Origin of the sequence: Chryseobacterium oleae, from assembly GCF_900115055.1 — a bacterium.
GTDB classification, from domain to species: Bacteria; Bacteroidota; Bacteroidia; order Flavobacteriales; family Weeksellaceae; genus Chryseobacterium; species Chryseobacterium oleae.
Window position 1 is genome coordinate 180,871 of record NZ_FOVD01000006.1, and the last position, 22,449, is coordinate 203,319.

General features: G+C 36.0%; 19 protein-coding genes. 6 read left to right on the forward strand and 13 right to left on the reverse strand.

Features of this window, described 5'->3' with window-relative positions; all coding sequences use genetic code 11:
• The first annotated feature begins 181 nt into the window (after nt 1-181).
• The gene (sufC, locus tag BM143_RS17980) at nt 182-925 is read left to right on the forward strand and encodes a Fe-S cluster assembly ATPase SufC (protein ID WP_090026065.1); all 744 of its coding nucleotides are present in this window, start codon (nt 182-184) and stop codon (nt 923-925) included.
• Nucleotides 926-1,041: 116 nt separating this feature from the next.
• The gene (gene sufD, locus BM143_RS17985; RefSeq protein WP_185116558.1) at nt 1,042-2,349 is read left to right on the forward strand and encodes a Fe-S cluster assembly protein SufD; all 1,308 of its coding nucleotides are present in this window, start codon (nt 1,042-1,044) and stop codon (nt 2,347-2,349) included.
• Between the two features lie 290 nt (nt 2,350-2,639).
• Here sufD and BM143_RS17990 read toward each other — a convergent pair whose 3' ends face one another.
• Nucleotides 2,640-3,560 carry a DUF3078 domain-containing protein gene (locus tag BM143_RS17990; RefSeq protein ID WP_090026067.1) on the reverse strand — a complete coding sequence of 307 codons (921 nt, stop codon included), beginning with the start codon at nt 3,558-3,560 and terminating at the stop codon, nt 2,640-2,642.
• 238 nt (nt 3,561-3,798) lie between these two features.
• A complete protein-coding gene (locus BM143_RS17995) occupies nt 3,799-4,725 on the reverse strand; it encodes a DUF3078 domain-containing protein (RefSeq protein WP_090026068.1) in 927 nt (308 codons plus the stop codon).
• 257 nt (nt 4,726-4,982) lie between these two features.
• Between BM143_RS17995 and BM143_RS18000 the strand changes: the two genes are divergently transcribed.
• The 3 genes from BM143_RS18000 to gdhA all read left to right on the forward strand — a co-directional run bounded on the left by BM143_RS18000 (nt 4,983) and on the right by gdhA (nt 8,593).
• Entirely contained in the window at nt 4,983-5,750 is a 768-nt protein-coding gene (locus BM143_RS18000) for a rhomboid family intramembrane serine protease (RefSeq protein ID WP_034724213.1), read from the forward strand.
• A 184-nt stretch (nt 5,751-5,934) separates the two neighbouring features.
• Complete coding sequence (gene dprA, locus BM143_RS18005) at nt 5,935-7,044, forward strand: DNA-processing protein DprA (protein ID WP_090026070.1); 1,110 nt, start codon at nt 5,935-5,937, stop codon at nt 7,042-7,044.
• A 190-nt stretch (nt 7,045-7,234) separates the two neighbouring features.
• Nucleotides 7,235-8,593 (forward strand): NADP-specific glutamate dehydrogenase, encoded by a 1,359-nt coding sequence (gdhA, locus tag BM143_RS18010; RefSeq protein ID WP_034724216.1) that lies wholly within the window; start codon nt 7,235-7,237, stop codon nt 8,591-8,593.
• 422 nt (nt 8,594-9,015) lie between these two features.
• On the opposite strand, the gene BM143_RS18015 is transcribed toward gdhA, so the two are convergent.
• The 9 genes from BM143_RS18015 to BM143_RS18055 form a co-directional block, all read right to left on the reverse strand.
• Complete coding sequence (locus BM143_RS18015) at nt 9,016-10,536, reverse strand: amidohydrolase family protein (protein WP_139222068.1); 1,521 nt, start codon at nt 10,534-10,536, stop codon at nt 9,016-9,018.
• A 103-nt stretch (nt 10,537-10,639) separates the two neighbouring features.
• A complete protein-coding gene (locus BM143_RS18020; RefSeq protein ID WP_090026074.1) occupies nt 10,640-11,380 on the reverse strand; it encodes a LytTR family DNA-binding domain-containing protein in 741 nt (246 codons plus the stop codon).
• A gap of 151 nt (nt 11,381-11,531) precedes the next feature.
• Nucleotides 11,532-11,870, reverse strand: a complete 339-nt coding sequence (locus BM143_RS18025) for a hypothetical protein (protein ID WP_090026076.1) — start codon at nt 11,868-11,870, stop codon at nt 11,532-11,534.
• A 115-nt stretch (nt 11,871-11,985) separates the two neighbouring features.
• Nucleotides 11,986-12,474: a YkgJ family cysteine cluster protein gene (locus tag BM143_RS18030; protein ID WP_034724223.1), complete on the reverse strand. Its 489-nt coding sequence runs from the start codon at nt 12,472-12,474 to the stop codon at nt 11,986-11,988.
• Complete coding sequence (locus BM143_RS18035; RefSeq protein ID WP_090026078.1) at nt 12,475-13,446, reverse strand: ion channel; 972 nt, start codon at nt 13,444-13,446, stop codon at nt 12,475-12,477.
• Between the two features lie 585 nt (nt 13,447-14,031).
• Nucleotides 14,032-15,156, reverse strand: coding sequence for a DNA methyltransferase (locus tag BM143_RS18040; protein ID WP_090026080.1), 1,125 nt, complete (start codon nt 15,154-15,156; stop codon nt 14,032-14,034).
• Nucleotides 15,149-16,522, reverse strand: coding sequence for a DNA double-strand break repair nuclease NurA (locus tag BM143_RS18045; protein ID WP_090026082.1), 1,374 nt, complete (start codon nt 16,520-16,522; stop codon nt 15,149-15,151). Before BM143_RS18045 ends, BM143_RS18040 begins: the two co-directional genes overlap by 8 nt.
• Nucleotides 16,523-16,524: 2 nt before the next feature.
• Nucleotides 16,525-18,777: a helicase HerA domain-containing protein gene (locus tag BM143_RS18050; protein WP_090026084.1), complete on the reverse strand. Its 2,253-nt coding sequence runs from the start codon at nt 18,775-18,777 to the stop codon at nt 16,525-16,527.
• A 13-nt stretch (nt 18,778-18,790) separates the two neighbouring features.
• Nucleotides 18,791-19,825, reverse strand: a complete 1,035-nt coding sequence (locus BM143_RS18055; protein ID WP_090026086.1) for a PIN-like domain-containing protein — start codon at nt 19,823-19,825, stop codon at nt 18,791-18,793.
• A gap of 451 nt (nt 19,826-20,276) precedes the next feature.
• Here BM143_RS18055 and BM143_RS18060 point away from each other — a divergent pair, with 451 nt between their 5' ends.
• On the forward strand, nt 20,277-20,657 hold the full coding sequence (locus BM143_RS18060; protein WP_090026088.1) for a group III truncated hemoglobin: 381 nt from the start codon (nt 20,277-20,279) through the stop codon (nt 20,655-20,657).
• 125 nt (nt 20,658-20,782) lie between these two features.
• Here BM143_RS18060 and BM143_RS18065 read toward each other — a convergent pair whose 3' ends face one another.
• Together BM143_RS18065 and BM143_RS18070 are read right to left on the reverse strand one after the other, a co-directional pair.
• The gene (locus tag BM143_RS18065) at nt 20,783-21,853 is read right to left on the reverse strand and encodes a calcium:cation antiporter (protein WP_034724228.1); all 1,071 of its coding nucleotides are present in this window, start codon (nt 21,851-21,853) and stop codon (nt 20,783-20,785) included.
• A gap of 241 nt (nt 21,854-22,094) precedes the next feature.
• The gene (locus BM143_RS18070) at nt 22,095-22,433 is read right to left on the reverse strand and encodes a DUF6122 family protein (RefSeq protein ID WP_090026090.1); all 339 of its coding nucleotides are present in this window, start codon (nt 22,431-22,433) and stop codon (nt 22,095-22,097) included.
• Between the last annotated feature and the right edge of the window lie 16 nt (nt 22,434-22,449).

The window sequence follows — 22,449 nt, forward strand, 5'->3', positions numbered from 1 at the left end:
CATTCAAATCAATTTATTGGTTTGCTTAAAAAAGATAATACATTAAGAAAAACTTAATTTCTTAATGTTTAAAATAAATTAAAAATTGTATTTCATTCGCGGGCCCCGGAACATTTGTGATTAGTGGTTTAGGATTACAAAAGACAAAATGTCAGTCTGATCTTGCGATAAACTAAAATATATGTTAGAGATAAAAAACTTGCACGCCAAAATTGAAGACGGCGCAGAAATTTTAAAAGGTATTAATCTTGAAATAAAGCCGGGCGAAGTTCATGCTATCATGGGACCGAACGGAGCTGGAAAATCTACTCTTTCTTCTGTTATTGCAGGAAAAGAAGATTATGAAGTAACGGACGGAGAAATACTTTTTCAGGGAGAAAACATCAGTGAAGATGCTCCTGAAGAAAGAGCACACAAAGGAATTTTCCTTTCTTTCCAGTATCCGGTAGAAATTCCGGGAGTTTCTGTAACCAACTTTATTAAAGCTGCTTTAAACGAAACAAGAAAAGCAAACGGACTTGAGGAAATGCCGGCAAAAGAAATGCTTGCCCTTATCCGTGAAAAGTCTGAGCAATTAGGTATAAAAAAAGACTTCCTTTCAAGATCACTGAACGAAGGATTCTCCGGAGGTGAAAAGAAAAGAAACGAGATCTTCCAGATGATGATGCTTAATCCTAAACTGGCTATTCTTGATGAAACAGATTCAGGTCTTGATATCGATGCTTTAAGAATTGTTGCAGACGGTGTGAACCACTTTAAAAACGAAGGGAATGCAGTACTTCTGATTACTCACTATCAGAGATTGCTTAACTATATCCAGCCTGACTTTGTTCACGTTCTTGCTAACGGAAAAATCATCAAAACCGGTGATAAATCTCTTGCATTAGAACTGGAAGCAAAAGGATACGACTGGCTTCTTAACTAAGAAGAAACTATTTCAGCAGGGATTTTATCAATCCTTTCTGAAGATGCGGAAAACCCGCAGTAAATATTATTATTTTTAAATATATAAAATAAGGTGTGATGGCCGAAATATCAGTAATGGCTTTATACGATCAGATTATTGACAATCACGGTGAATTTTTGGAGAGTCTTCGTCACAGATTTCTGGATGAAGAAAGAAAAACTGCTCTTCAAAATTTCGAAAACTTAGGTTTTCCGACGAAAAAAGACGAAGAATATAAATATACCAGCATCAAAGAAATCACGGAGAAAAACTATAATTTTTTCCCGAAAGAAAGTCATAATATCACCAAAGAACAGCTGGATCAGTTGCACTTAGGGGAAGAAAATTTTGACTGGATCGTTTTTGTGAATGGTAAGCTTCATAAAGAGCTTTCAAAAGTTTCTATTGAAAATGTAGAATTTCTTTCATTCAATTATGCTTTGAATGATGAGAAACACAAAGAAGTATTTGATAAGTATTTTAATACCATTGCTTCTAAAGATACGGCTTTCACGAACTTAAACCTTGCTTACTGCAAATATGGTTTCTTCTTGAAAGTTCCTAAAAATGTAGTGATCGAAAAACCGATTCACGTTTTTTATATTTCTCAGAATCAGGAAGAAAACACATTCTACAACACAAGAAATTTACTTATTGTAGAAGAAGGAGCAAAAGTAGAGGTTATAGAAAGCCACCACAATTTCGACAGTACGTATGTGCTGACGAATTCTGTAACGGAGATCTTTACGTATCCGAATGCAAAAGCAGACTGGCATAAACTTCAGAACGACAACAATACTTCGTATCTTATCGACAGTACATTCGCAAGACAGGAAAAAGACAGTTTAACGACTGTAAACACCTTCTCTTTCGGAGGAAAACTGGTAAGAAACAACCTGGACTTCATTCATAACGGAAGCAATATCAATTCGTTTATGAACGGAATCACCATTATTGGAAAAGATCAGCTGGTAGACCACCACACGGCGGTTCACCACAATTTCCCGCATTGTGAAAGCTACCAGAACTATAAAGGTATTTTCGATGTAAATGCTCACGGCGTTTTCAATGGGAAGGTTTTCGTAGATAGAATTGCCCAGAAAACCAATGCTTATCAGCAAAACAACAACGTATTGCTAAGCGAAGGGGCTTCCATTGATACCAAACCTCAGTTGGAGATCTTCGCTGATGACGTAAAATGTTCTCACGGCTGTACCGTAGGTCAGCTGAATGAAGATGCACTGTTTTATTTAAGAGCAAGAGGTATTTCTAAAAAAGAAGCGCAAGCTTTACTTTTATATGCTTTTGCTAATGACGCGATGCAGAACATCGATATTGAACCGCTTAAAGAAAAAATTTCGAAACTTTTAGCTGAAAAGCTACAGGTGGATTTAGAATTTTAAGACTAATATAAATTGATACCAAAAAAAGCACTTCTTCCTGAAGTGCTTTTTTTATGAATGGAAGTCTGAAGCTGGAAGAAGGAAGTTATTGTAACCAGGTCAGAACTTTATTTTTCTAACATTATTTCTTTTATTACGAACAGCCATCTAAATTTCCTTATCCCGAAATCAGGCTAGAATTTAGATTATTGAAGTCGAATCTGAGCTTTTTATTCTTTTAAAGATGTAATTCCTTTATTAAGGCCTAATAGTAACTTCCAACCTCCCTCTTCCAGCTTCCTGTCTTCTAATTATTTTAACCAGGACTGATTCTCTTTCTTATCTGAACGTTTCTTACCGTTATCGATATTATAAGCGAATCCTACTCCAAGAGTCTGTTTAAGCTGTGTTTTCTGAATCTGGTTGTGGTCATACATCAGATCCAGTGTAATATTTGTTGAGATAAACTTATTGATCTTCATATTAAGAATTCCGCTGTATCCAAGCACCAGGTGATCCGGTTTATCAAGATAGTTTGAAAATACGGAAGCCGTATTCGTCAGGTTGATATTATCCATGATTTTGACTTTGTATATAGCCGTTCCCAGGAAACCGAACTGGAACAGAGAAGAATCACCGTTATTTTTCAAGCCATAAGTTCCTGCCGTCTGAAGAGCTTCGTCCAGAACAAAAGTTACTCTGGCATTGGCCGGACGAAGTGTCGCTGTAAAATTATCATTAGGACGATAAGTAACACCTACACCCACATTAAGGTATCCCGGCGCCATAAAATTAGAAATCTTTTTGGCATCAGGATTATTACCATCTTCATAACCTCCTGCAAACTGCGTCTGAAGACCTATACCTCCGGAAAGATACCAGTTCTTGGCAAATTCACGTCCGTAGTTGGTAGAAATGTTGATCACGTCCTGTGTTTTTCTGGTTCCGATCCCTTTTGTATTATTCTGTCCATAACCTAAAATAATAATGTTTTCCCAAAGGTCCTTCCCTTTTTCATAGGTAAGATTGTAATTCACTCCGGCAAGCCATCCCACATTGTTGGCTCCACCACCAACCCAGTTCGAGAACGCAGCCTGATTGAGCATTAATGTATTCTGTCCCTGAATAGACCAGGCTTTTACAGTATCAGTTGTGGCAGCATCGGATTTGGCCTCCTGAGCCATTGTGCTTACTCCCATAGAGATGGAAAGGGCAAATAAAAGTTTTTTCATAAGTAAGGATTTTTCGTTACAAAAATATACATATATTTTTTGGTAAAAAACTAATCACTCATTTATGAAATATATTAATTATTATTTAATGCATTAAACAACAGCTTAATTCACTAAAACAAAAGAATAAAAATCACAAAATAAAACGATACGGTTTAAAATATTTATTTGAATTAGGTCTAATAAAAAAATCACTCCAGATTGAAGTGATTTTATATTTGTTATTAAAATTGAATCTTTATTTTTTGATCCACCACTGGCTGTCTTTACGGTCAGAGCGCTTCACTCCATTATTCAGTGTATACGCAAATCCGATCCCAAGCGTCTGCTTCAGCTGCGTCTTCTGGATCTGGTTATGATCATACAGAAGATCTACCGTAATATTGGAAGAGATAAATTTATTTACTTTAAAGTTGATCAATGCTCCGTAAGCAAGCACCAGTCTTTCCGGGTGATCCAGATAATTGGAAAATACAGAAGCGGTATTGGTGATGTGAACATTATCCATCAATTTTACTTTGTATTGCGCCGTTCCAAGGAAACCGAACTGTAACAGCGAAGTGTCACCATCATTTTTCAACCCGTAGCTTCCTGCGAATTGAAGATCTTTATCTAAGACAAAAGTCCATCTTCCGTTGGTAGGACGCAGTGTTACTGTCAGATTATCATCAGGTCTGTACGTGATACCCATACCAAGATTGAGGTACCCGGGGGCCATGAAATTGGAGATCTTTTTGGCTGCAGGATTATTTCCGTCCTCATATCCGACCGCAAACTGTGATTGTAAGCCTGCTCCTAATGAGAAATACCAGCTTTTGGAAAATTTACGTCCGTAATTGGTAGAAACATTAATAACGTCCTGTGTTTTCCTTATACCAAGCCCTTTCGTATCATTCTGCCCGTAATCCAGGACAATAATGTTTTCCCAGAGGTCATTGTCTTTTTCGTAAGTAAGGTTGTAATTCACTCCGGCAAGCCATCCTACGTTGTTAGCTCCACCACCGACCCAGTTTGAAAAGGCCGCCTGATTGATCATTAAACTGTGTTTCCCTAATACCGACCAGTATTTTACCGTATCTACGACTACTGAATCTTTTTTCAATTCTTCTTGTGCACTTGCATAAATCCCTATAGCAAAGGAAAGAATCAATAAAAACTTCTTCATTATTTTACATGATTTTCATTACAAAAATATTAATATAATTTTTTTTAAAGCAAATCTTAGGTCATAAAAAGCCTTAAATACGCTAAATTCTCTTCAAGCAACCAAAAACAGGCCAGTTTAATACGTTCAATGTCAAAATATTAAGCATCGCATGTTAAAATTGAAACCTTTTGTCTGAAAATAATCGGATCTCCACGCCATACATCGCCAAATTTTCCGAAATTTATCATTGGCTTTTGATTTGACGTACCCTCCACATGTTTAAAAATATAATTTCCAAAAGGGCTGTTATCACCCCACTGCTGATGCTTTCCGCTATGTGGTTCGGCTACTTTCTGCAGATGCAGGGCTTTTTCCAAAGCTGTTTTGGGGCCATTATACCTCTATTGCCGGAAGGCTTGCTGGGAATCATCACAGCTCCTCTTCTGCATGGAAATATTGATCATATTATGGGGAACTCTATTCCGGTAGCGATCCTTCTCTTTCTTTTATATCAATTCTATCCTTTGGTAGCCAATAAAGTGTTTATCATCGGTTGGCTCGCAACAGGACTCTTGGTCTGGATGCTGCCACCCATAGATATTCTGACCGGAGATTATATGTACACCTGCACGATTGGTGCCAGTGGCGTAGTCTATGTTCTGGCCTTCTTCTTATTTTTCAGCGGTGTTTTCAAATGGAATATGAAACTGCTCACCATTTCACTCCTTGTCGTTCTATATTATGGCAGTTTGATTTGGGGAATGTTTCCGGAAGAACTCTTCTACAATCTTCAGGAACCGAGTAAAATCTCATGGCAGGCTCACCTTTCCGGAGCTGTCGTAGGAAGTATTATTGCTTTTGCCTTTAAAAATGTAGGCGAAAGAAAAAAAAAGTATATCTGGGAATTTCCAAATTACTACAGCGAAAAAGACGATAAACTGTGGCAGGAATACAAGGAAAATCATCCTGATGACTTCCTGGAATTACCTTATAAAAAGAGAGATGATATCTGGGATCATTTGGAGGAATTGAGAAGGAAATAAAATAAGGTTGGAAGCTGGAAGAGGGAGGATGGAAGTTACTACTAACCTTATAGTAACTAATAAAGTTCCAGAATACGCGTTTCGTGGCAAGAACGGGAAACCCAACTCTAAAACTCTCAAACTCAATTACTCTCCAACACAAACAACTCGGGTTATTTTATTACATTTGGGGAAAACACACACAATGATCTCTGAAGAATACCTCCATGCCATCGCTCTGCGTGAATGCAGCCTGATTGGCGATATTAATTTTCACAAACTTGTAAGAACCTTCGGAAGTGCAGAAGAAGCCTGGAAAAGAGCAAAGAAAGAGCACAGCAAAGCCGGTGGTATAGGACGGAAAACGGTGGCGGATATCGGAAACGAAGAGTATCTGAAATTTGCGGAAAAGGAAATAAAATTCTGCGAGAAGAATCGGATTACGATCAGGCTGAGACACCTTAACGAACTTCCTTATTTACTCAACGAGTGCGATGATGCTCCCGCTATTCTTTATCAGAAAGGAAATTTTGAGGATTCTTTACCGAAAATAAGTCTTGTGGGAACGCGGAATATGACTTCTTACGGTAAGCAATTCATTAACGATTTCTTCGAAGCAACGAAGCCTTATAAATACATATCGGTCAGCGGATTAGCGCTTGGAGTGGATAAAGAAGTTCACGAACAGTCCATTCAACATCAAATTCCTACCATAGCCGTTCTGGCTCATGGATTTCACACGCTTTATCCATCAAAAAATAAGAAACTGTCTGAAAAAATTTTAGACGAGAACGGGGCATTGATCACAGAATTCAATTCCTCCAGAAAACCTGACCGTGAAAATTTCATCCAGCGAAACAGAATTATAGCCGGGCTTTCTCCATCAACTATCGTAGTGGAAACCGGATTCGGGGGCGGATCTGTAAGTACCGCTTCATTTGCCAACGACTATAACCGGGAAGTTTTTGCCTTGCCGGGAAAGATCACAGATCCACACAGTCAGGGATGCAATCAGCTGATTTTCCAGAATAAAGCATCCGCCATTTCTACCATAAAAGATCTTATGAATTCGCTTGGATTTACCCCCACCAAAGAAAAAGTGGCAGAACTGTTCCCGTATAGTGAATTAAACATACAACTTACTGAAAGTCAGGAAACCGTTTATCAGTCGATCAAAGCCCATCCGCAGGTATCTCTGGACGATCTTGCACAGATGATTTCGATGGCTTCTTACAAAATCCTTCCTATAATTTTAGAATTGGAGCTTTTGGGGAAAGTAAAATCATTTTCCGGGAGGCAATTTACCGCAATTTGAGAATTAACGATTTCTTAATATTGCATTATTTGAGACGTAACTTTTAATTTTCAACAAAATTTGCTCACTAATTATCAATTTAATAATATTTCGGGACATTATTATTTAATTTTTAACAATGTTGAAATAGAGTATTGTGAATCTTGAAAAAAAAATTAAATTTGTTGACAATAATATTCAACCCTAATATATGGAACAATATAATATTGACCAGAAAATCCAGGAGTTTATTGCCAAGATTGAAGCAAAAAATCCTAATGAACCAGAATTTTTACAAGCCGTAAAAGAAGTAGCTGTGACTGTAATTCCGTTTATTATGACCAAGAAGGAATATACGGGAATGAAGCTTCTAGAGAGAATGGCTGAACCTGAAAGAGTTATAATTTTCAGAGTTCCATGGGTTGATGATAAAGGAGAGATCCAGGTAAACAGAGGATTCAGAATCCAAATGAACTCTGCGATCGGACCATACAAAGGAGGAATTCGTTTCCACCCTACTGTAAACCTTTCAGTTCTTAAGTTCTTAGCTTTCGAGCAGGTATTTAAAAACTCATTGACTACTCTTCCGATGGGCGGAGGTAAAGGAGGTTCAGATTTTGATCCGCAAGGAAAATCTGATATGGAAGTAATGCGTTTCTGCCAGGCATTCATGACTGAATTATGCAAGCATATCGGTCCTGAAACAGATGTACCTGCAGGAGACATCGGTGTAGGAGCAAGAGAGATCGGATATCTTTTCGGACAATACAAAAAAGTAAGAAACGAATTTACAGGAGTACTTACCGGAAAAGGTCTTGCTTACGGAGGTTCACTGATCCGTCCTGAAGCTACAGGATACGGTGTGGTATACTTCGCAGAGCAAATGCTTAAGACGATCAACGAAACATTCAAGGATAAAATCGTAAGTGTATCAGGTTTCGGAAACGTAGCCTGGGGAGTAATCAAAAAGGCAACAGAGCTTGGTGCTAAAGTAGTGACCATCTCAGGACCGGACGGTTATATCTATGACAAAGACGGTATCAGCGGAGATAAAATTGATTATTTATTAGAATTAAGATCTTCAGGAAACAACAGAGCTGAAGACTATGCTAAAAAATATCCTTCTGCTGAATTCCACGCTGGAAAACGTCCTTGGGAAGTAAAATGTGACGTAGCATTCCCATCTGCAACTCAAAACGAACTGGATCTTGAAGATGCTAAAGTTTTGGTAGGAAACGGATGTCTTTGCGTGACTGAGGCTGCTAACATGCCTTCTACTTTAGATGCAATTAACTATTTCTTAGACAATAAAATCTTATTCTCACCTGGTAAAGCTTCCAACGCTGGAGGTGTTGCTACTTCAGGTCTTGAGATGACACAGAACTCTATCCGTCTTAACTGGACTTCTGAGGAAGTTGACGCAAGACTGAAAGAAATCATGATCGGAATCCACAAGGCTTGTAGAGACTACGGAAAAGATGAAGATGGCTACGTAAACTACGTGAAAGGGGCAAACATTGCCGGCTTCGTGAAAGTGGCGGAAGCAATGCTGGCTCAGGGAGTGGTATAAAAATAAACAAAGGTTGGGTAAATTCCCAGCCTTTTTTGATACAGCCTGTTCCCGGGATAATGGGAAAAAAGTAAAAAGTGAAAGGAGAAAGCGCTGTACATGTTACAGCGCTTTTTTTATTGTATCAGCTAAAAAAATTAACCGTTATCTTCAACTTAATCTCAAAACTTGGGGAGCAAGCTTTTTTTAAACATTAAGACATTAAGATCTTAAAAGATGGAATACTTAAAGAACTTAAAAAAATCAATTTATTGATTTCTTCATTCATAACAATAAGTATACTGCTTAAATCCTTAATGTTTAAATTAAGAAATAAACTAAAGTTTATTGAGGTTAAGAAAATTAAGATCAATTTTAAACAGACCATTATAAGTTTGATTGTATTCATTGTACTCCCCAATTTTTGAGACTCATCCGTATCTTCACTTCAGGTATTCACCAATTTCTATATTCCTGTTTTCATTATTGGCATTCTCAATGCTTTTCAAGAGCATTTTAATTTGAGTTTTGCTTATCACATGATTGTTAAAAAAAACATACTCAATAGCCTTTGTATTCCTGATATCTTCCAATGGATTTTGAGCAAGCAGCACCATATCTGAATGATACCCTGTTTTGATCTTCCCGGTCTTACTTTTCATCCATAGACCTGGCTCCACTGTAGCAGAATAAATAGTCTGTGAATTGGTCATTCCGGATTGAGATAGGGATTCCAATTCATCGTGAAGAGCAAACCCGGGAACTGCCGTGGCAACATTAGCATCTGTTCCGGCCATAACAGGGACATGGTGATCTACCAATGCTTTAGTCATGATATGAATCGCTTCCGCATAGGTCTTCCAAAATGTCAGCGATAATTTTTTTGCTTCAGGTGTATCTTTTCCATCATATTCATAGCCATTTTTACCGGGTAACCAGCCCATTTTGTACAATGGTGTACCTTCAATAATTTTGGGATTAGCATATCTTAGTTCTATTGCTTTAAGCTTAGATTTTAAGTCAAACCGCTGGGCTAAAAAGCTTTCGCATAACCAAACGGTTGAAGTAACGCTTACCTTATTTTCTTTTAATTTTTTGGCGATCTGATGTGACCGTCTTTTTAAAAAACGGAGATATTCTTCTGGATTTTTAGAAATTGACTTTCCGAATTCATCAATTGTTTTAACCGTTATTTCCTCAATGTGAGCGACTTCATTCTGTCCTGAAGAATAAAAGGTTTCTAAATCCACCAACGGGATATGTCCAATAACCGGTATTTTATTTTCTTTAGCAATCTGTATTGTTATTTTAAACATTTCAGGATTGACAAAACCGTACATTTTGATGGCATCGTAGCCCTGTTCTTTTATTTTCTTTATGGCTTTTTCCGCATCTTTTTTATTGGAATAATTGACGGACTGCCTTGTCCAGCTATAATAATAACCCGCCAGACCAGCCTCACTAAAAATAGGTGGTGAAGCAACAAACATCCTCGGTCCCAAACCGCTTTTCCGGATTGATTTCCGCCATTCTAAAATCTCCGGACGCCCGGCCATTTCCCTGATGTAGGTAACCCCATTCGCCAGATATAAAAACAAATCATTCTTGCTTTCTTTTACATGAACATGGCTGTCTACAAGGCCCGGAATAAGATACTTTCCTGTACCGTCAATGATAGTAGCATCCTTATTCACCTGCTGATTGGCGTCAATCTGAACAATGCGTCCATCTTTGATAAGGAGGTTCTGATTGGTAATAAAATGAGTACAATCTTCTGAAAGGACATTAACATTTCTTATCTGAACTAATGGTGATGATTTAGTAAATGAAGAAAAATCAACAACCCGGGTAGATTTTCCCAGAACTTTATTCAGTTCATGATCTGCCCATAAAAAAACACAGCCCATCATACACAATCCTATTGCAGATGACCATAAAACTCTCCTGACCCAAAGCTTTTTCATATAATATCTATTCTTATCTGGAAGGCAAAATAAAAACAAAAACGCCGTTCAACAAGGCGATATGAGGGATTAGGGATGAAATACGCGGTTTTAGGTACGTAAATTATAAAGACAACAACTGTTCTCTGTAATTTTTAGAAACGGGAAGTTCAATTTGAGTAAGCAAAATGGTATCCGCATTTTTCCAGGCCTTAAAATGAGATGGATTGATGAGATGCGAACGATGAATCTGAATCAAAAAATCAAAATCATTCTGAATCTTTTTAAGGGTACTGCGAATGAGTTTTACCTTTACTTCATTTCCCTCTACAAAGAAAATCTCAACATAATTCTGAGCATTGGAAACACAGATCAGCTCATCTTTTTTTATTTTTAAAATATCCAGCTTATTGTCTCCCCTGATAATGATGATGTCATCCGGTGCAGGAATTAATGAAACCACATATATTCTTGCCAAAATGATGATGGGCGTTGAAATCAAGGCTGATTTAAGAATGATGGTCTCTAAAAACTTAAAAAAACCATATCCTCCATTCAAAACAGGGCTTTTATAAAAACAATACGTGCCTATCCAAAAAAGAATTTGAAAAAAAACAATACTTATTAATTCAAACCCGATGTTCCATTTTGCCAGTTTTCTGTACACCCATTTCTGCAGGAAAGCAATGACTCCGTAACACAGAAATGCAATAACGCTAAATCCAATACTGATAATGATCCATACTTTAAAACTAATGGTTCCATCATCAAACGGTCTTATAAAAAAAGCAAAAATGAAAAGCCATATACTCAGGAAAACTCCGATCAGTAGATGATGCTTAAGGGAAGGGTTTAATCTTTTCATTGAATAAATCAGCTTGGCCCGGGTGATCCGGATCTATATTTACTCCCGAAATATACGCAAATAATATACGGGTTGATTACCTCAAAGAATGGTAACAAAAAAAATCCTGAGACACCATGCCTCAGGATTACCTTTCTACTTTGTTCAATATTTACTTAGATGACTTTGCTTTTTTCTTAGCTTTTTTTTCTGCTTTTGTTACCTCTGATGGTTTCGTAGCATCGGCGGTAGTCTCAGCATTTACAGTGGCCGCCGCATCAACTGTTGTAGCCGGAGTAGCAGCCGCATCTACTGTAGCGGTTGCTGTGGTGGTGGTGGTTGCAGGAGTATTTTGTTTCTGGGTAGAAGTTCCCGGTGTAGTCTGCTGTTTAGTTTGAGTGGTCTGGTTACTAGGGGTCTCGGCTGGCTTCTGCTGTGGAGTCTGGGTCTGAGCCGATACTGCGATTACGCCGACTAAAGTAAACGCTGCTGTTAAAACTAACTTTTTCATAATACAATATTTTAAATGGTTGTTTAAATTAAACGACTCATATGATATTAAATTATGCGTAAAAGTCTTATTTAACGTACTTTATCATTATTTAAGAGATTTTACAAACTCTGATTTATTTCGAAATATTCTTCATCATCTTTTCCACAAATTCAAATGCAGCGGGGCAGATAACGGTGTTTTTAAGCATCAAGTCATTGATCTGATAGATCTTTTTACGGTCTGTATGCGGATATTCTCGGCAGGCTTTCGGCCTTACTTCATAAATAGAACAGGTATTGTCATTATTCAGGAAATAACACGGAAGATTCTGAAGTACCTTATCGTTATCTTCATCTACTCTTAAAAATTTGGCTTCAAAATCGGCCTGCTTCATCCGCAGATGTTTTGAAATACGTTCGATGTCTTTTTCGGTATATAAAGGTCCGGTTGTTTTGCAGCAGTTGGCGCACTGAAGGCAGTCTACTTCATCGAAAACTTCATCATGGGTTTCCTGAACGATATAATCGAGGTTTTTGGGCGGTTTCTTTTTCAATCCGTCCAGAAACTTTTTGTGCTCCTTCTGCTTCTGTAAAGCCTGCTTTTTATAGAGGTCTAAATTCATTTATTCGTTATTTCCAGCCGTAGCCGGAAGATCTGTTTTTTGATAGTCATTAATTTTATCCAGATCCAGTATGGTGGTCTGATCATGCTGGTCGGGATAGTACATCGGAGTAAATTTAGCTCCGTACACAATTTCTGCCGAGACGTATGAAGATCTCTGAACCACCGTATTGGAAAAGACTTCGTCAAATGCACGCACCTGAACAATAATCTCAATATCCGTATTCTTAAAATCATCTTCAGAAAAGCCGTAGAACGGTGAATCTTCCTTGATTTCATGAACAACCGTCCAGTTCAGCGCCAATGTATTGATCTTGCTTAAATGGGTCTTTAAAGAGTAAAAATTACTTTTCGGAACTCCATTCTCAATCACTTCAATCGCTGTAGAAACAATCACATCCGCATCCGTTAAAGCATTATTTTTAAAAGGGGCCAGTCTGAACATCAGCGCCCGCGAATGTTTAAACGGAGCAATCACAGCGATATCCGAAAATCTCAGATAAGCTCTCGGTCTTGAAAATCTTCCGTAAAAAAGTCCGGTTGCGATGGCAAAGGTAAGCAATCCCAGAAAAGCCTCAAAAGTAGCCACAAGACTTGCCGTAAATCCTACAGGCGCAATTCTTCCGTAACCAACTGTAGTAAAGGTCTGCGAACTGAAGAAAAACACATCAATGAATTCGTTCAGCGGATCGCTTTTATCAATTCCGGTAAGATGCTCTACGCCTATCAGATAATAAATCATTGCGAATACGAGATTGATCAGAATATAGGCAACCACCAGATAAGAAAGGAACCGGAAAGTCGAAAGGTTAAGCATCGTGTGATACCAGCTTAGTCTGTTGAATACATTCACGCCTCTCCGCTTGACATTCGGAAGCCCATCCTTATTGATGAACCTTCCGGATGCATTGCTTCCAAAACCACTGTTTTCGGTGTTTTTCTGACGGATCTTCTGTCCGAAGCCTCTTGCCATTTATATAAAATTTATCTTTTAAAAGTAAGCGAATAAAATGATTTTTCAATCTCTTATTTCACCATTCCCGCTGCAAAGATAAAATATTGTTTTCATGAAATTGAGCAAATGCTTTTGATAAAGTCTTTTATCAGTTCTAGCATATATATCAGTAGTTTGAACACTTACATAACCAGAAAACCTCCTATAAAAAATAAACTTAATCCAGCTTCAGCAAGATGCATTGCTTTTGAATGTCTTAATGTGTGAGAACTAATTACTTGGGAAACAATTTCAGGATTAATAAATCTAGAGGAATACCACTTGACAAATTTATATTTAGATCTTTAGTACTAAAATAGGATATTTGAGTTCCTTTTCTAAAAATAATAATACTATTTTCATCGTGATGATTATCCTTTTTCTCCAATAATTGCAGTAAGATTAGTAATATTATCACCAAAAAACTCAGGTATATCGTGCTGTAAACTTGAAATAATCAATTCATTTTTATCTCAAACCCAAATTTAAATTCATTACTCAGATTAATTCTAAGATTGCTTAAACCTTTATATTATTTAATGCAAATGTATAAAAATTCCATAGTTATCTTTTGATCAATATTATATCCACTTCACTATTTTCCTTGGAAGAATTGCCATGAAGTTGTGTTTGGGTTTTCTTTTTAAAAGGTTGTTTTTTTATAGTTACGATATGTAGCGGAAAATGTTTCTTTAATATCTCCAATGTTGTATTAAATGTATATTCTCTTATATCTGTTCTAACATATATTGTACTATTTTCTGCATGCATAATTTGTGAGCAATAACCAAAAATATTATCTAAAAGGTTATAATATTCTACCTTAGAACCAAATCTACCCTTATGCTTGTGTGCATATGATTTAGGGACAGCTGGTTCGCCCAACATCCACAATCTTAACCATTGATCAGCATGATAATCTGTAATAGACCAGTAAGGTGGAGAAGTAAACAACAGTGAAAATTTAACATCAGCATCTTTTGTTTTTTTTGTAATTTTCTCTAACTCATAAGTACTATCTCCAAACAATATTGAACTGTCAGTAATTTTTGGAGTTCCTTTTTTGTATCGCCAATTAATTTTTTTAACTAGAAATTCTAAAGGATTTATTTCTGGAGGATAGAAGTAACCCTTTTCCTTCCACCATTCTATGGAATAATTCATCCCCATAGCTTTAGTCATTCTCATTTGATTAGATAACCCTTCTCCAAGCTTGCCATGCAAATAAACTATAATAATAGACATTAAAGTAGCATCAACTGAATCAGATTGCCATTTCAAATTTTTTCTTGCTGCCAACAAAAACTTAAGTACTTCGTCACAATAGCAAAATCTGTAAAATTCAGGAAGCCTTTCTATAGATTTTGTATAACGATTTTTTAATTTATAAATAGCCTCTAATCTATTTAGAACCAACTGTTTTTCTGCAGGGTTTAATTTAGTAGAACCATACAGCCATCCAACAGGATTAATTTCTATTCCTAAACTATATCGTTCAAGAACTCCTCCCGCAAATATGCTGGAACCTCTTCCCGCAAAAGGATCAATAATATGATCTCCTTTTCTTGAATACTTTTTTACTACTTTAAAAGCAAAATCTATCGGAAACATTGCGTAATAAGGACCAAATTTTGCCCAACGTGATTCAGCTGTTTGCATACCCTTTACTACATCGTTAATTTTAATCATTGTTGGTTGAATTAGCTCTTATTTCTCTCGCAATTTTATCAAATATTGATTTTCCTAGATTTAATGGAATAGCAGCTTCTGAATGAGCCGAAGCCAATGGTGTAACAGAATTTTCGTATCGATTCGATACTAGTTTATCTAATAATTGGAGTATGTCTATTAATCTTGGAAATTGGGCGGGGAAAGCTGTTTCAGGATTTGATTGATAATTATTATAAGTGGCAATTGATGCAACAACCTTATGACCAGCTTTAGTTTTATAAAAGATTTTCCTGCCAAAAGAAGTATCTTCTAAATATACATAACCAGGTGTATCATTGAAAACAATATGTTTTTTGATATATTCATTAGTTAGAAGAAAAGCAGATTGATTGGGAAAATTATGTTCAGAACCATTTTTCATTGTATCAATAGTAGAAAAATGATTTACAAAACTTCCGCTTCTTTCAATCCCTAAAACTATAAGATTTGAACCAAATTCTCCATTAACCCTTGAATTTAATCTTTCTAGTTCGGCTCTTATTGGTTTTGCAAGCCAAGAAGCTGTACTAAAAACAGCTAGTGTGCCTTCAACAAAAAAAGCAATATCTCTTAATAAAGGAAAATATTTTGGTTGTTGTTCAAAAGATCTTAATAAATGTATTAGTTGTAACTTTTTGAAAGTTTCTTTTATTTGACCATACATTTCACCACTCGTACCAGAAGAGTTAAGTAGTTCATGAAGTCTAAGCGCGTCTGTTGAGTATAACTTCCCATTACAAGCTTTACAATGATATTCTCCTACATTAAATTCATAATCTCCCTCACAATTATCATGTGGACACTTAGTTGCTCTTCCATTTGTTGCTCTTTCTTGTAATAAATATTCATATGTGTCTAATAATGTTTCTGTATTATTGAAAATCCGGAATTTTTTAAGTTCATCAAACAATATTTTTCTCATAGAAGATTTGGCTGAATCTTCTCCTTCTAAAACAACATTACAACCTACAAACAGGCTATCAATAGAAGTAGGTTCTTCTGTTTCTCTAAATTTTTTTGGATCTATAAATTGTTGCTTTTCCAGCTCTCTTACTTTTTCTAATAATATTACTACTGTAGATACTGTAATGTAACCAATTTCAGCTCCAGGAAATCCATTTTGAATAATTGATTTACTATAGTCCCCATCAACTGCAATTAATAATTTTGGTTGCCAAGAAGACTTTTCTAATTCACTTAATTTTATTGCCTTTTCATCCCAATTTATATCTTCAATATCCTTGTTTACTCTAATTTGTGTTTGTAGTTCGCTAATTTTTGAATCAGAGAGTAATCGTCTGAGTGGCTCATATGATTTACCATTTAAAAAATTATTATCACTCATAATCACTTACTTTTTATCTCAAACTTGTCGACTTGTACAGGAACTACAAACATATTGCTTAAAGTTTTCACTCGCAAAAATCCTTTATCTTGTGCTCGCCTTATTGAAGGCTCAAAGTCTGCAAAATCATAGTATTTTTTAAGCTCTTTGGTTTCATCAGTATTATTTAAATGACTGATAAACCAATTAGCGGTATTTTTCAGTATGTTTTTTTGAATACTACTGATCTCTTGGGTAGCATATACCATACCTATTCTATATTTTGAACCTTCTTTAGCGGTTCTTACCCATACATCAGAAAGATCTAAATCATTTCCCGCAGGCAAAATATTATGAGCTTCTTCTAAATAAACTAATATTTCAGGAATCTTGTCTTCTCCATTTCTAAAAGCACTTTGATTGCCTTTAAAGATGTGCCACATGATTCGAGTAGCAGATGATTTATTTAATTCCGGCTCTCCACTGGATTGGTCTACAATTACAAGCTTGCCTTGGAGTAAATCTTGGTAGATATCATTTGCATAGTCCGTTCCTACGTCTACAGTATGTTGAATGTTAACACCTCCTATTAAGTTTATAGCTTTAGAATAGTTGAACATTTCAAGCAAGCTTTCCAATTCTGCTTCTGCCCAGCCTTCACCAGTAGAGTCGTCATCATTAGTATTTGTCCTATTAATTATGTAATTCTGATTAAATGCATTAAAAGTTGCGGTTGATAAAAAATGAAATAACCCTTCAAATGCAGGAAATAAACTATCCCAAGTAACCTCTTTTAAACCCAATGTTGCACCTGCCGCGTTAATTAGGCCTTGTTTTTTAACAGCCCTAGTGTCAACGTGGTTTATCATTGCCGTTCTAAGATCTTCACTAAAACTACCACTTATACTTACAGTTCTCTTTGGCGGTGTAAAGCCAGCCTTATTCAGTAGCGCTCTGTAAACAAGAACTCGTCTTTGATATCTTTTTAATTGCCCCTGATATTCACTTTGATTATCATAATTACTTTCAACGGGCTTATTAAAAGCAATCTGTTTAAAATTCTTAAAATATTGAGCGGATTGATCTGCTATTTTAAAATCAATAATTTCCTTTCCAATTTGAAGATTATCTTCTTCAAAAAAATTAATTTTCATTAATCTCCTAAAAGGATCTTGTGGATGTTTGAGGATTCCATAAGTTACAACTTCTGATTCTGCTATTGCTTTGATTTTATTTCTTATAGCTTGTTTCCCGTCCTTATCGGTTTCCGCTAAAAAATTCTCTTTTAAAGCGTCAGACTTTTTTTTAAGTTCGGAATTTTGTCTCCATATATTTTTTAAAGCGTTGGGATTATTTTTATTGTCTCTATCCTGAGCATTTTCATTTGCATATTCTCCGTTAGGATCAAAAATAATTTGCCCGATTCGAATTGAGTTATGCTCTTTTTTTTCAGGAATACGCAATTCAAATACAGACTTAGCAATAATTTTTGTGGTATTTGATTTACCTGTTCTTGTCATACCAAATAAGGCAGACTTCTGTGATAATAAATCTGCAGGATAGATATATACTGGCACATTATCTACCTGCTGATGTTTTCGATTTGTAGATGCATATCTTACTGAGCCAAGCTTAACACGTTCAGTTTCCCCATATTTTTCTATATGTGATTTAAGATTTAAAGGGTCACAATAATTGACAATTTCTTCTAAAGCTTCTGCATTTGGTTTGAAAATTTTGAACCCTTTGTTTGAATAATAATTTGAAATATCACTTCCAAATTTTAATTTCAATCCATCATGAGGCTTATTTTCATCCTCTTCTAAGAAAAAAGTTCCAACAATTCTACAAGCAACTCCTGAAAAGCTGAGTACATGTCTTGTATTCAAATCCATTGATTCTTCTCCATCCCAATTTTTATCAACTTCACCACTAATTCGTTGGCTGGTATTTATCCTTATATTTTCGGCTTCTTTATCCTGAGGAATTTGCGCAGCGTCCATAACCCGTAAAAGAATTATAGAAGCATCTTCATCTTTATAATCTATTTCATTTTCAGGATTAATTCGAGTGGCAATTAGAAAGCTAAGACTGGGGATTCCTCCAACTTTTTGTCTATGAAAATCATGAACTAACACTTTTCCTTCATCATAATTCATAGAGTATAAATCTCCCACTAGTTGGTCTCTTTGAATCAGTTTGGAAAATATAGATTTAGCATCCCATTCTGGTTGTTTATTCTGCAAGTCATCAATTGACTTTTCAAATTGTTTCATAGTTTTAGTTTGGTTATTTATTTTGCTCTTCAGAAGAAATTCTTATCACTTTTTCAAAAGAAGTTTCTTTATTAGTTACTAATAATCTAGCATTTTCTTTAAAATTTTCATCTCCATTATCTTCAAGTAGTATTTCTAATTCTCTTACTTCTTTTTCAATATCTAATTCATCTGCTAAACGAATATTTCTAATTTCTTGAATAGCTTCTTTCGTAGTTTGTTGAGCCAGGTTTTTATTAGCCATCTCGAGAAATTTATCAGCCTGATAAATATTTATCCTTTTACTAGTCTCTACTTTAAATTCCTTGATGAGTTCTGGTCTTGGACTAATTGTTTTTCCTTTGAACTTATACCACCAATCTTCTTTTAGATCATCTGTTATAAGTATAATAGAATTACCATTTGTTTTAGCTTTTTCAATAACTTGCTTCCAAACAATTATATCCCCATACAAGGAACGATTACCCTCGTTCTGTTTCTCCTTCATATCCATGTATCCAGGGGGAACTCTTTCATCATATCGTTTCTTCCCATCTCTATATAATTTTTCGAGGTCATCCTTTGAAAAATCATCTCCAACTTTTCCATCTAATAGACCACTTAGCTTTTCCCAAACGGGGTCTTTATCTAAATAATCGGGATGTTTCTTTTCAAGATTATCTAGATCACGACCTATTGAATCAAAAGCAGATTCAATTTGTTTTTTTAATTCTGCTGTTTGTAAATACGGGTGCTTTTTAAAACCATTAAGCTTAGCTTCTATTTCACCTTTTTTTTTAGTTAAAGTTTCCCTAATGTCTTTATAAGCTTCCCTTTGTGCATTTATTACTACGAGTCTATTTTTTTGATATTCGAAAGCGGCCTGATAAGTGATCCAAATACGGTCTTTTACTTTTTCTAATAAACTAAAAAAAGCTTCTCTGGTACTTGGCGAATAGCGATATAGATTTAGTAAAACATTCGCGTCAAAGCAAAAAATATCTTTCTCCCAATGATCTTTGATCTCCTCTTCGCTTAATTTGTAATATTCATTAAATTTATTTTTCATAATTTATTTTGCAATATTTTTGAGATTAGATTGGTCAATAAAAATCCTTTTTATTACATTTTTTGCTATTTTAGAATATTAGTAAAAACTACAAAATTTATTTCAATATATTACTAATAAATACCAAAAATACTTGATTTAAAATAGGTGAAAAGAGGTTTTCCGTAAAACATAATTATATTTTTTTTGAGAAATTTCGTAAAAAGTAGCATAATAAACTATCCGTAGAAATACGGTATTTTTATTAAAGCACGGCATATAAAGATGTATTAAAAATTAATTTTAGACTTGAACAAAAACAGAAAATTACTTAATATCAAAATCTATAGTGATTATCAAATCATTAACTCAATTTCTCTTCATTTCTTTTGATTATATTTAATTTTGGATCCATGAAATTTATCAAGCAACCAATTCCGTTTTTAATTTGATTTTGCAGTACATTTGAAATATGAAAAAATTGGAATCCAGAGAGGACATTGAACATCTTGTGAATTCATTTTACGCAAAAGTCGTTAAAGATGAGACCATTGGGTTTTTCTTTAATGATGTAGCCAAAGTAGACTGGGACAAGCACCTTCCTAAAATGTATTCATTCTGGGAATCGATTCTGTTCGGACAAATGAGCTACAAGGGAAATCCTATGGGCGTTCATTTTCCGATCAATGAAATTCAGGCTATGGAGCAGAAACACTTTGACCGCTGGCTAAAGCTCTGGAGTACCACCATCGAAGAAAATTTCGTCGGAGAAAATGCCGACATGGCTATTTATAAGTCCGAAAATATCGCGAAGCTGATGGCTTTTAAAATGGAGCTGGCGAGGAGGCTATAATAAGTTTGAGAGACGGAGCGTTTTGGGTTTAAGAGTGTCGGGATGCGAGATTTTTGGATTTAAAAAGCGGAAACTCCAGGAAACCTGACTTTTCTAACTTCTAATCTCTAACTTCTAACCTCTAATTAGGGAACGATGACCGTAAAGATGTAAGCGGCAAGATTCACTAATAAAACTGTACCATACAGAATATTCGTTTTTCCGCGGCTTAAAGAAAGCATTACAATAAATACGGATAAGGAAAGCAGGATAATATCTTTTTTATCCAATCCCAGTACCAAAGGAATATCATACATAATACAAACCGTAGATACCGCCGGAATCGTGAGCCCGATACTCGCCAATGCAGATCCCAGCGCCAGATTTAAACTGGACTGTATCTGATTGCTTCTCGCCGCACGGATAGCCGCCACTCCTTCAGGAAGAAGTACCACTCCCGCAATAATAACCCCAACCAACGATTTCGGAGCCCCTATGCTCTGTACCATCCCTTCAATCGTTCCGGAAAGTCCTTTCGCCATCAATACAACAATCACAAGACATACCACCAGGAAACCGAAGCTGATCAGCGTTTTGTTCAATGAAGGAATATAATGCTCTTCAGGATGTTCATCAGGAACGATAAAGTAGCTTCTGTGACGCACCGTTTGTACCATCAGGAAGACTCCGTAGATCACAAGACATGCAATAGAAATAAATATAAGTTGGGCTTCGTTATAGAAAGGTCCGTTGACACTTGAAGTAAAATTAGGAAGGACAAGGGTAAGCACAAGAATCGAAACAATACTTACCAGATAAGTGGTTGCAGAAGTTCTTGCAAAGAACTGTTCGTGGTATTTCACGCCGCCTACGAGGATACAGATCCCCAGAATTCCGTTAAGAATAATCATGACGGCAGCAAAAACGGTATCTCTGGCCAGCGTGATCGCCTGATCTCCGCCGGCCACCATGAGCGAGATGATAAGCGCGACTTCAATAATGGTGATACAAAGGGCTAGGATAATGGTTCCGAACGGCTCTCCTACTTTATGAGCCACTACTTCTGCGTGATGCACTGCGGATAAAACACTTCCGGTGAGCAGAAGTCCTGCAATAATGTCATTGACAACTCCACCGCCCATCAGGCCGGAAAAATAATACCCCACCGCCAGAACAGGGAAAATATACGTATAATGTAAAAGTTCTTTTAATCTCATAAAGTGTCTACAAAATACAAAAAATCTATCAAATTTGAAATACTAAAAGAAAATATTAATGATATTTTAATGTCGCAAAGCAGGAAATCAGAAGCTCGAAGAGGGAAGTTATTGAGGTCATAAACGACGAAGACCCCCATTCTTTTCTCTTTTAAATCCTATTTCATTAATCTATTATCACCAATATTGATATTGAAACCAAACATTAACTTCCAGCTTCCCTCTCCCATCTTCCTTTCTCCTAATGCATCCACAGGTTAAAATCCAGAAAATCCGTCAGCATATGAAACAGAAGACCAATGGCAATAATTCTGATATTTCCTTTAAAAAACAGCAGCAAAAAATACACCGCAATGGCATAATAGGAATGTAAAATATGAAAACCTATGCTATTTCTTGACGGATCAAAAACAGGATTGGCAAAAAGATGGTCCAGATCCACCAGCATAGTAGCCAGCATAATGCAGTACGCCTTTTTCCAGTTTTTACGAAAAAAAACCAGCGCAATGAAAACCGGAAAAACCAGATGTAAAAAATAATGGGTAAAAGTTTTCAGCAGGGCAATGTCAGATGGATTCATGAATACTTTTTATGTT

Excerpts from the sequence above, each read along its gene's own strand:
- BM143_RS18020 (WP_090026074.1), bottom strand. The coding sequence starts at position 11,380 with ATGAAAAGATTAAACCCTTCCCTTAAGCATCATCTACTGATCGGAGTT.
- BM143_RS18050 (WP_090026084.1), bottom strand. The coding sequence starts at position 18,777 with ATGAAACAATTTGAAAAGTCAATTGATGACTTGCAGAATAAACAACCA.
- BM143_RS18030 (WP_034724223.1), bottom strand. The coding sequence starts at position 12,474 with ATGAATTTAGACCTCTATAAAAAGCAGGCTTTACAGAAGCAGAAGGAG.
- sufC (WP_090026065.1), top strand. The coding sequence starts at position 182 with ATGTTAGAGATAAAAAACTTGCACGCCAAAATTGAAGACGGCGCAGAA.
- BM143_RS18040 (WP_090026080.1), bottom strand. The coding sequence starts at position 15,156 with ATGATTAAAATTAACGATGTAGTAAAGGGTATGCAAACAGCTGAATCA.
- BM143_RS18055 (WP_090026086.1), bottom strand. The coding sequence starts at position 19,825 with ATGAAAAATAAATTTAATGAATATTACAAATTAAGCGAAGAGGAGATC.
- BM143_RS18025 (WP_090026076.1), bottom strand. The coding sequence starts at position 11,870 with ATGAAAAAGTTAGTTTTAACAGCAGCGTTTACTTTAGTCGGCGTAATC.
- BM143_RS17990 (WP_090026067.1), bottom strand. The coding sequence starts at position 3,560 with ATGAAAAAACTTTTATTTGCCCTTTCCATCTCTATGGGAGTAAGCACA.
- BM143_RS18045 (WP_090026082.1), bottom strand. The coding sequence starts at position 16,522 with ATGAGTGATAATAATTTTTTAAATGGTAAATCATATGAGCCACTCAGA.
- gdhA (WP_034724216.1), top strand. The coding sequence starts at position 7,235 with ATGGAACAATATAATATTGACCAGAAAATCCAGGAGTTTATTGCCAAG.
- BM143_RS18015 (WP_139222068.1), bottom strand. The coding sequence starts at position 10,536 with ATGAAAAAGCTTTGGGTCAGGAGAGTTTTATGGTCATCTGCAATAGGA.
- BM143_RS17995 (WP_090026068.1), bottom strand. The coding sequence starts at position 4,725 with ATGAAGAAGTTTTTATTGATTCTTTCCTTTGCTATAGGGATTTATGCA.
- BM143_RS18000 (WP_034724213.1), top strand. The coding sequence starts at position 4,983 with ATGTTTAAAAATATAATTTCCAAAAGGGCTGTTATCACCCCACTGCTG.
- BM143_RS18035 (WP_090026078.1), bottom strand. The coding sequence starts at position 13,446 with ATGGCAAGAGGCTTCGGACAGAAGATCCGTCAGAAAAACACCGAAAAC.
- BM143_RS18060 (WP_090026088.1), top strand. The coding sequence starts at position 20,277 with ATGAAAAAATTGGAATCCAGAGAGGACATTGAACATCTTGTGAATTCA.
- dprA (WP_090026070.1), top strand. The coding sequence starts at position 5,935 with ATGATCTCTGAAGAATACCTCCATGCCATCGCTCTGCGTGAATGCAGC.
- BM143_RS18070 (WP_090026090.1), bottom strand. The coding sequence starts at position 22,433 with ATGAATCCATCTGACATTGCCCTGCTGAAAACTTTTACCCATTATTTT.
- BM143_RS18065 (WP_034724228.1), bottom strand. The coding sequence starts at position 21,853 with ATGAGATTAAAAGAACTTTTACATTATACGTATATTTTCCCTGTTCTG.
- sufD (WP_185116558.1), top strand. The coding sequence starts at position 1,042 with ATGGCTTTATACGATCAGATTATTGACAATCACGGTGAATTTTTGGAG.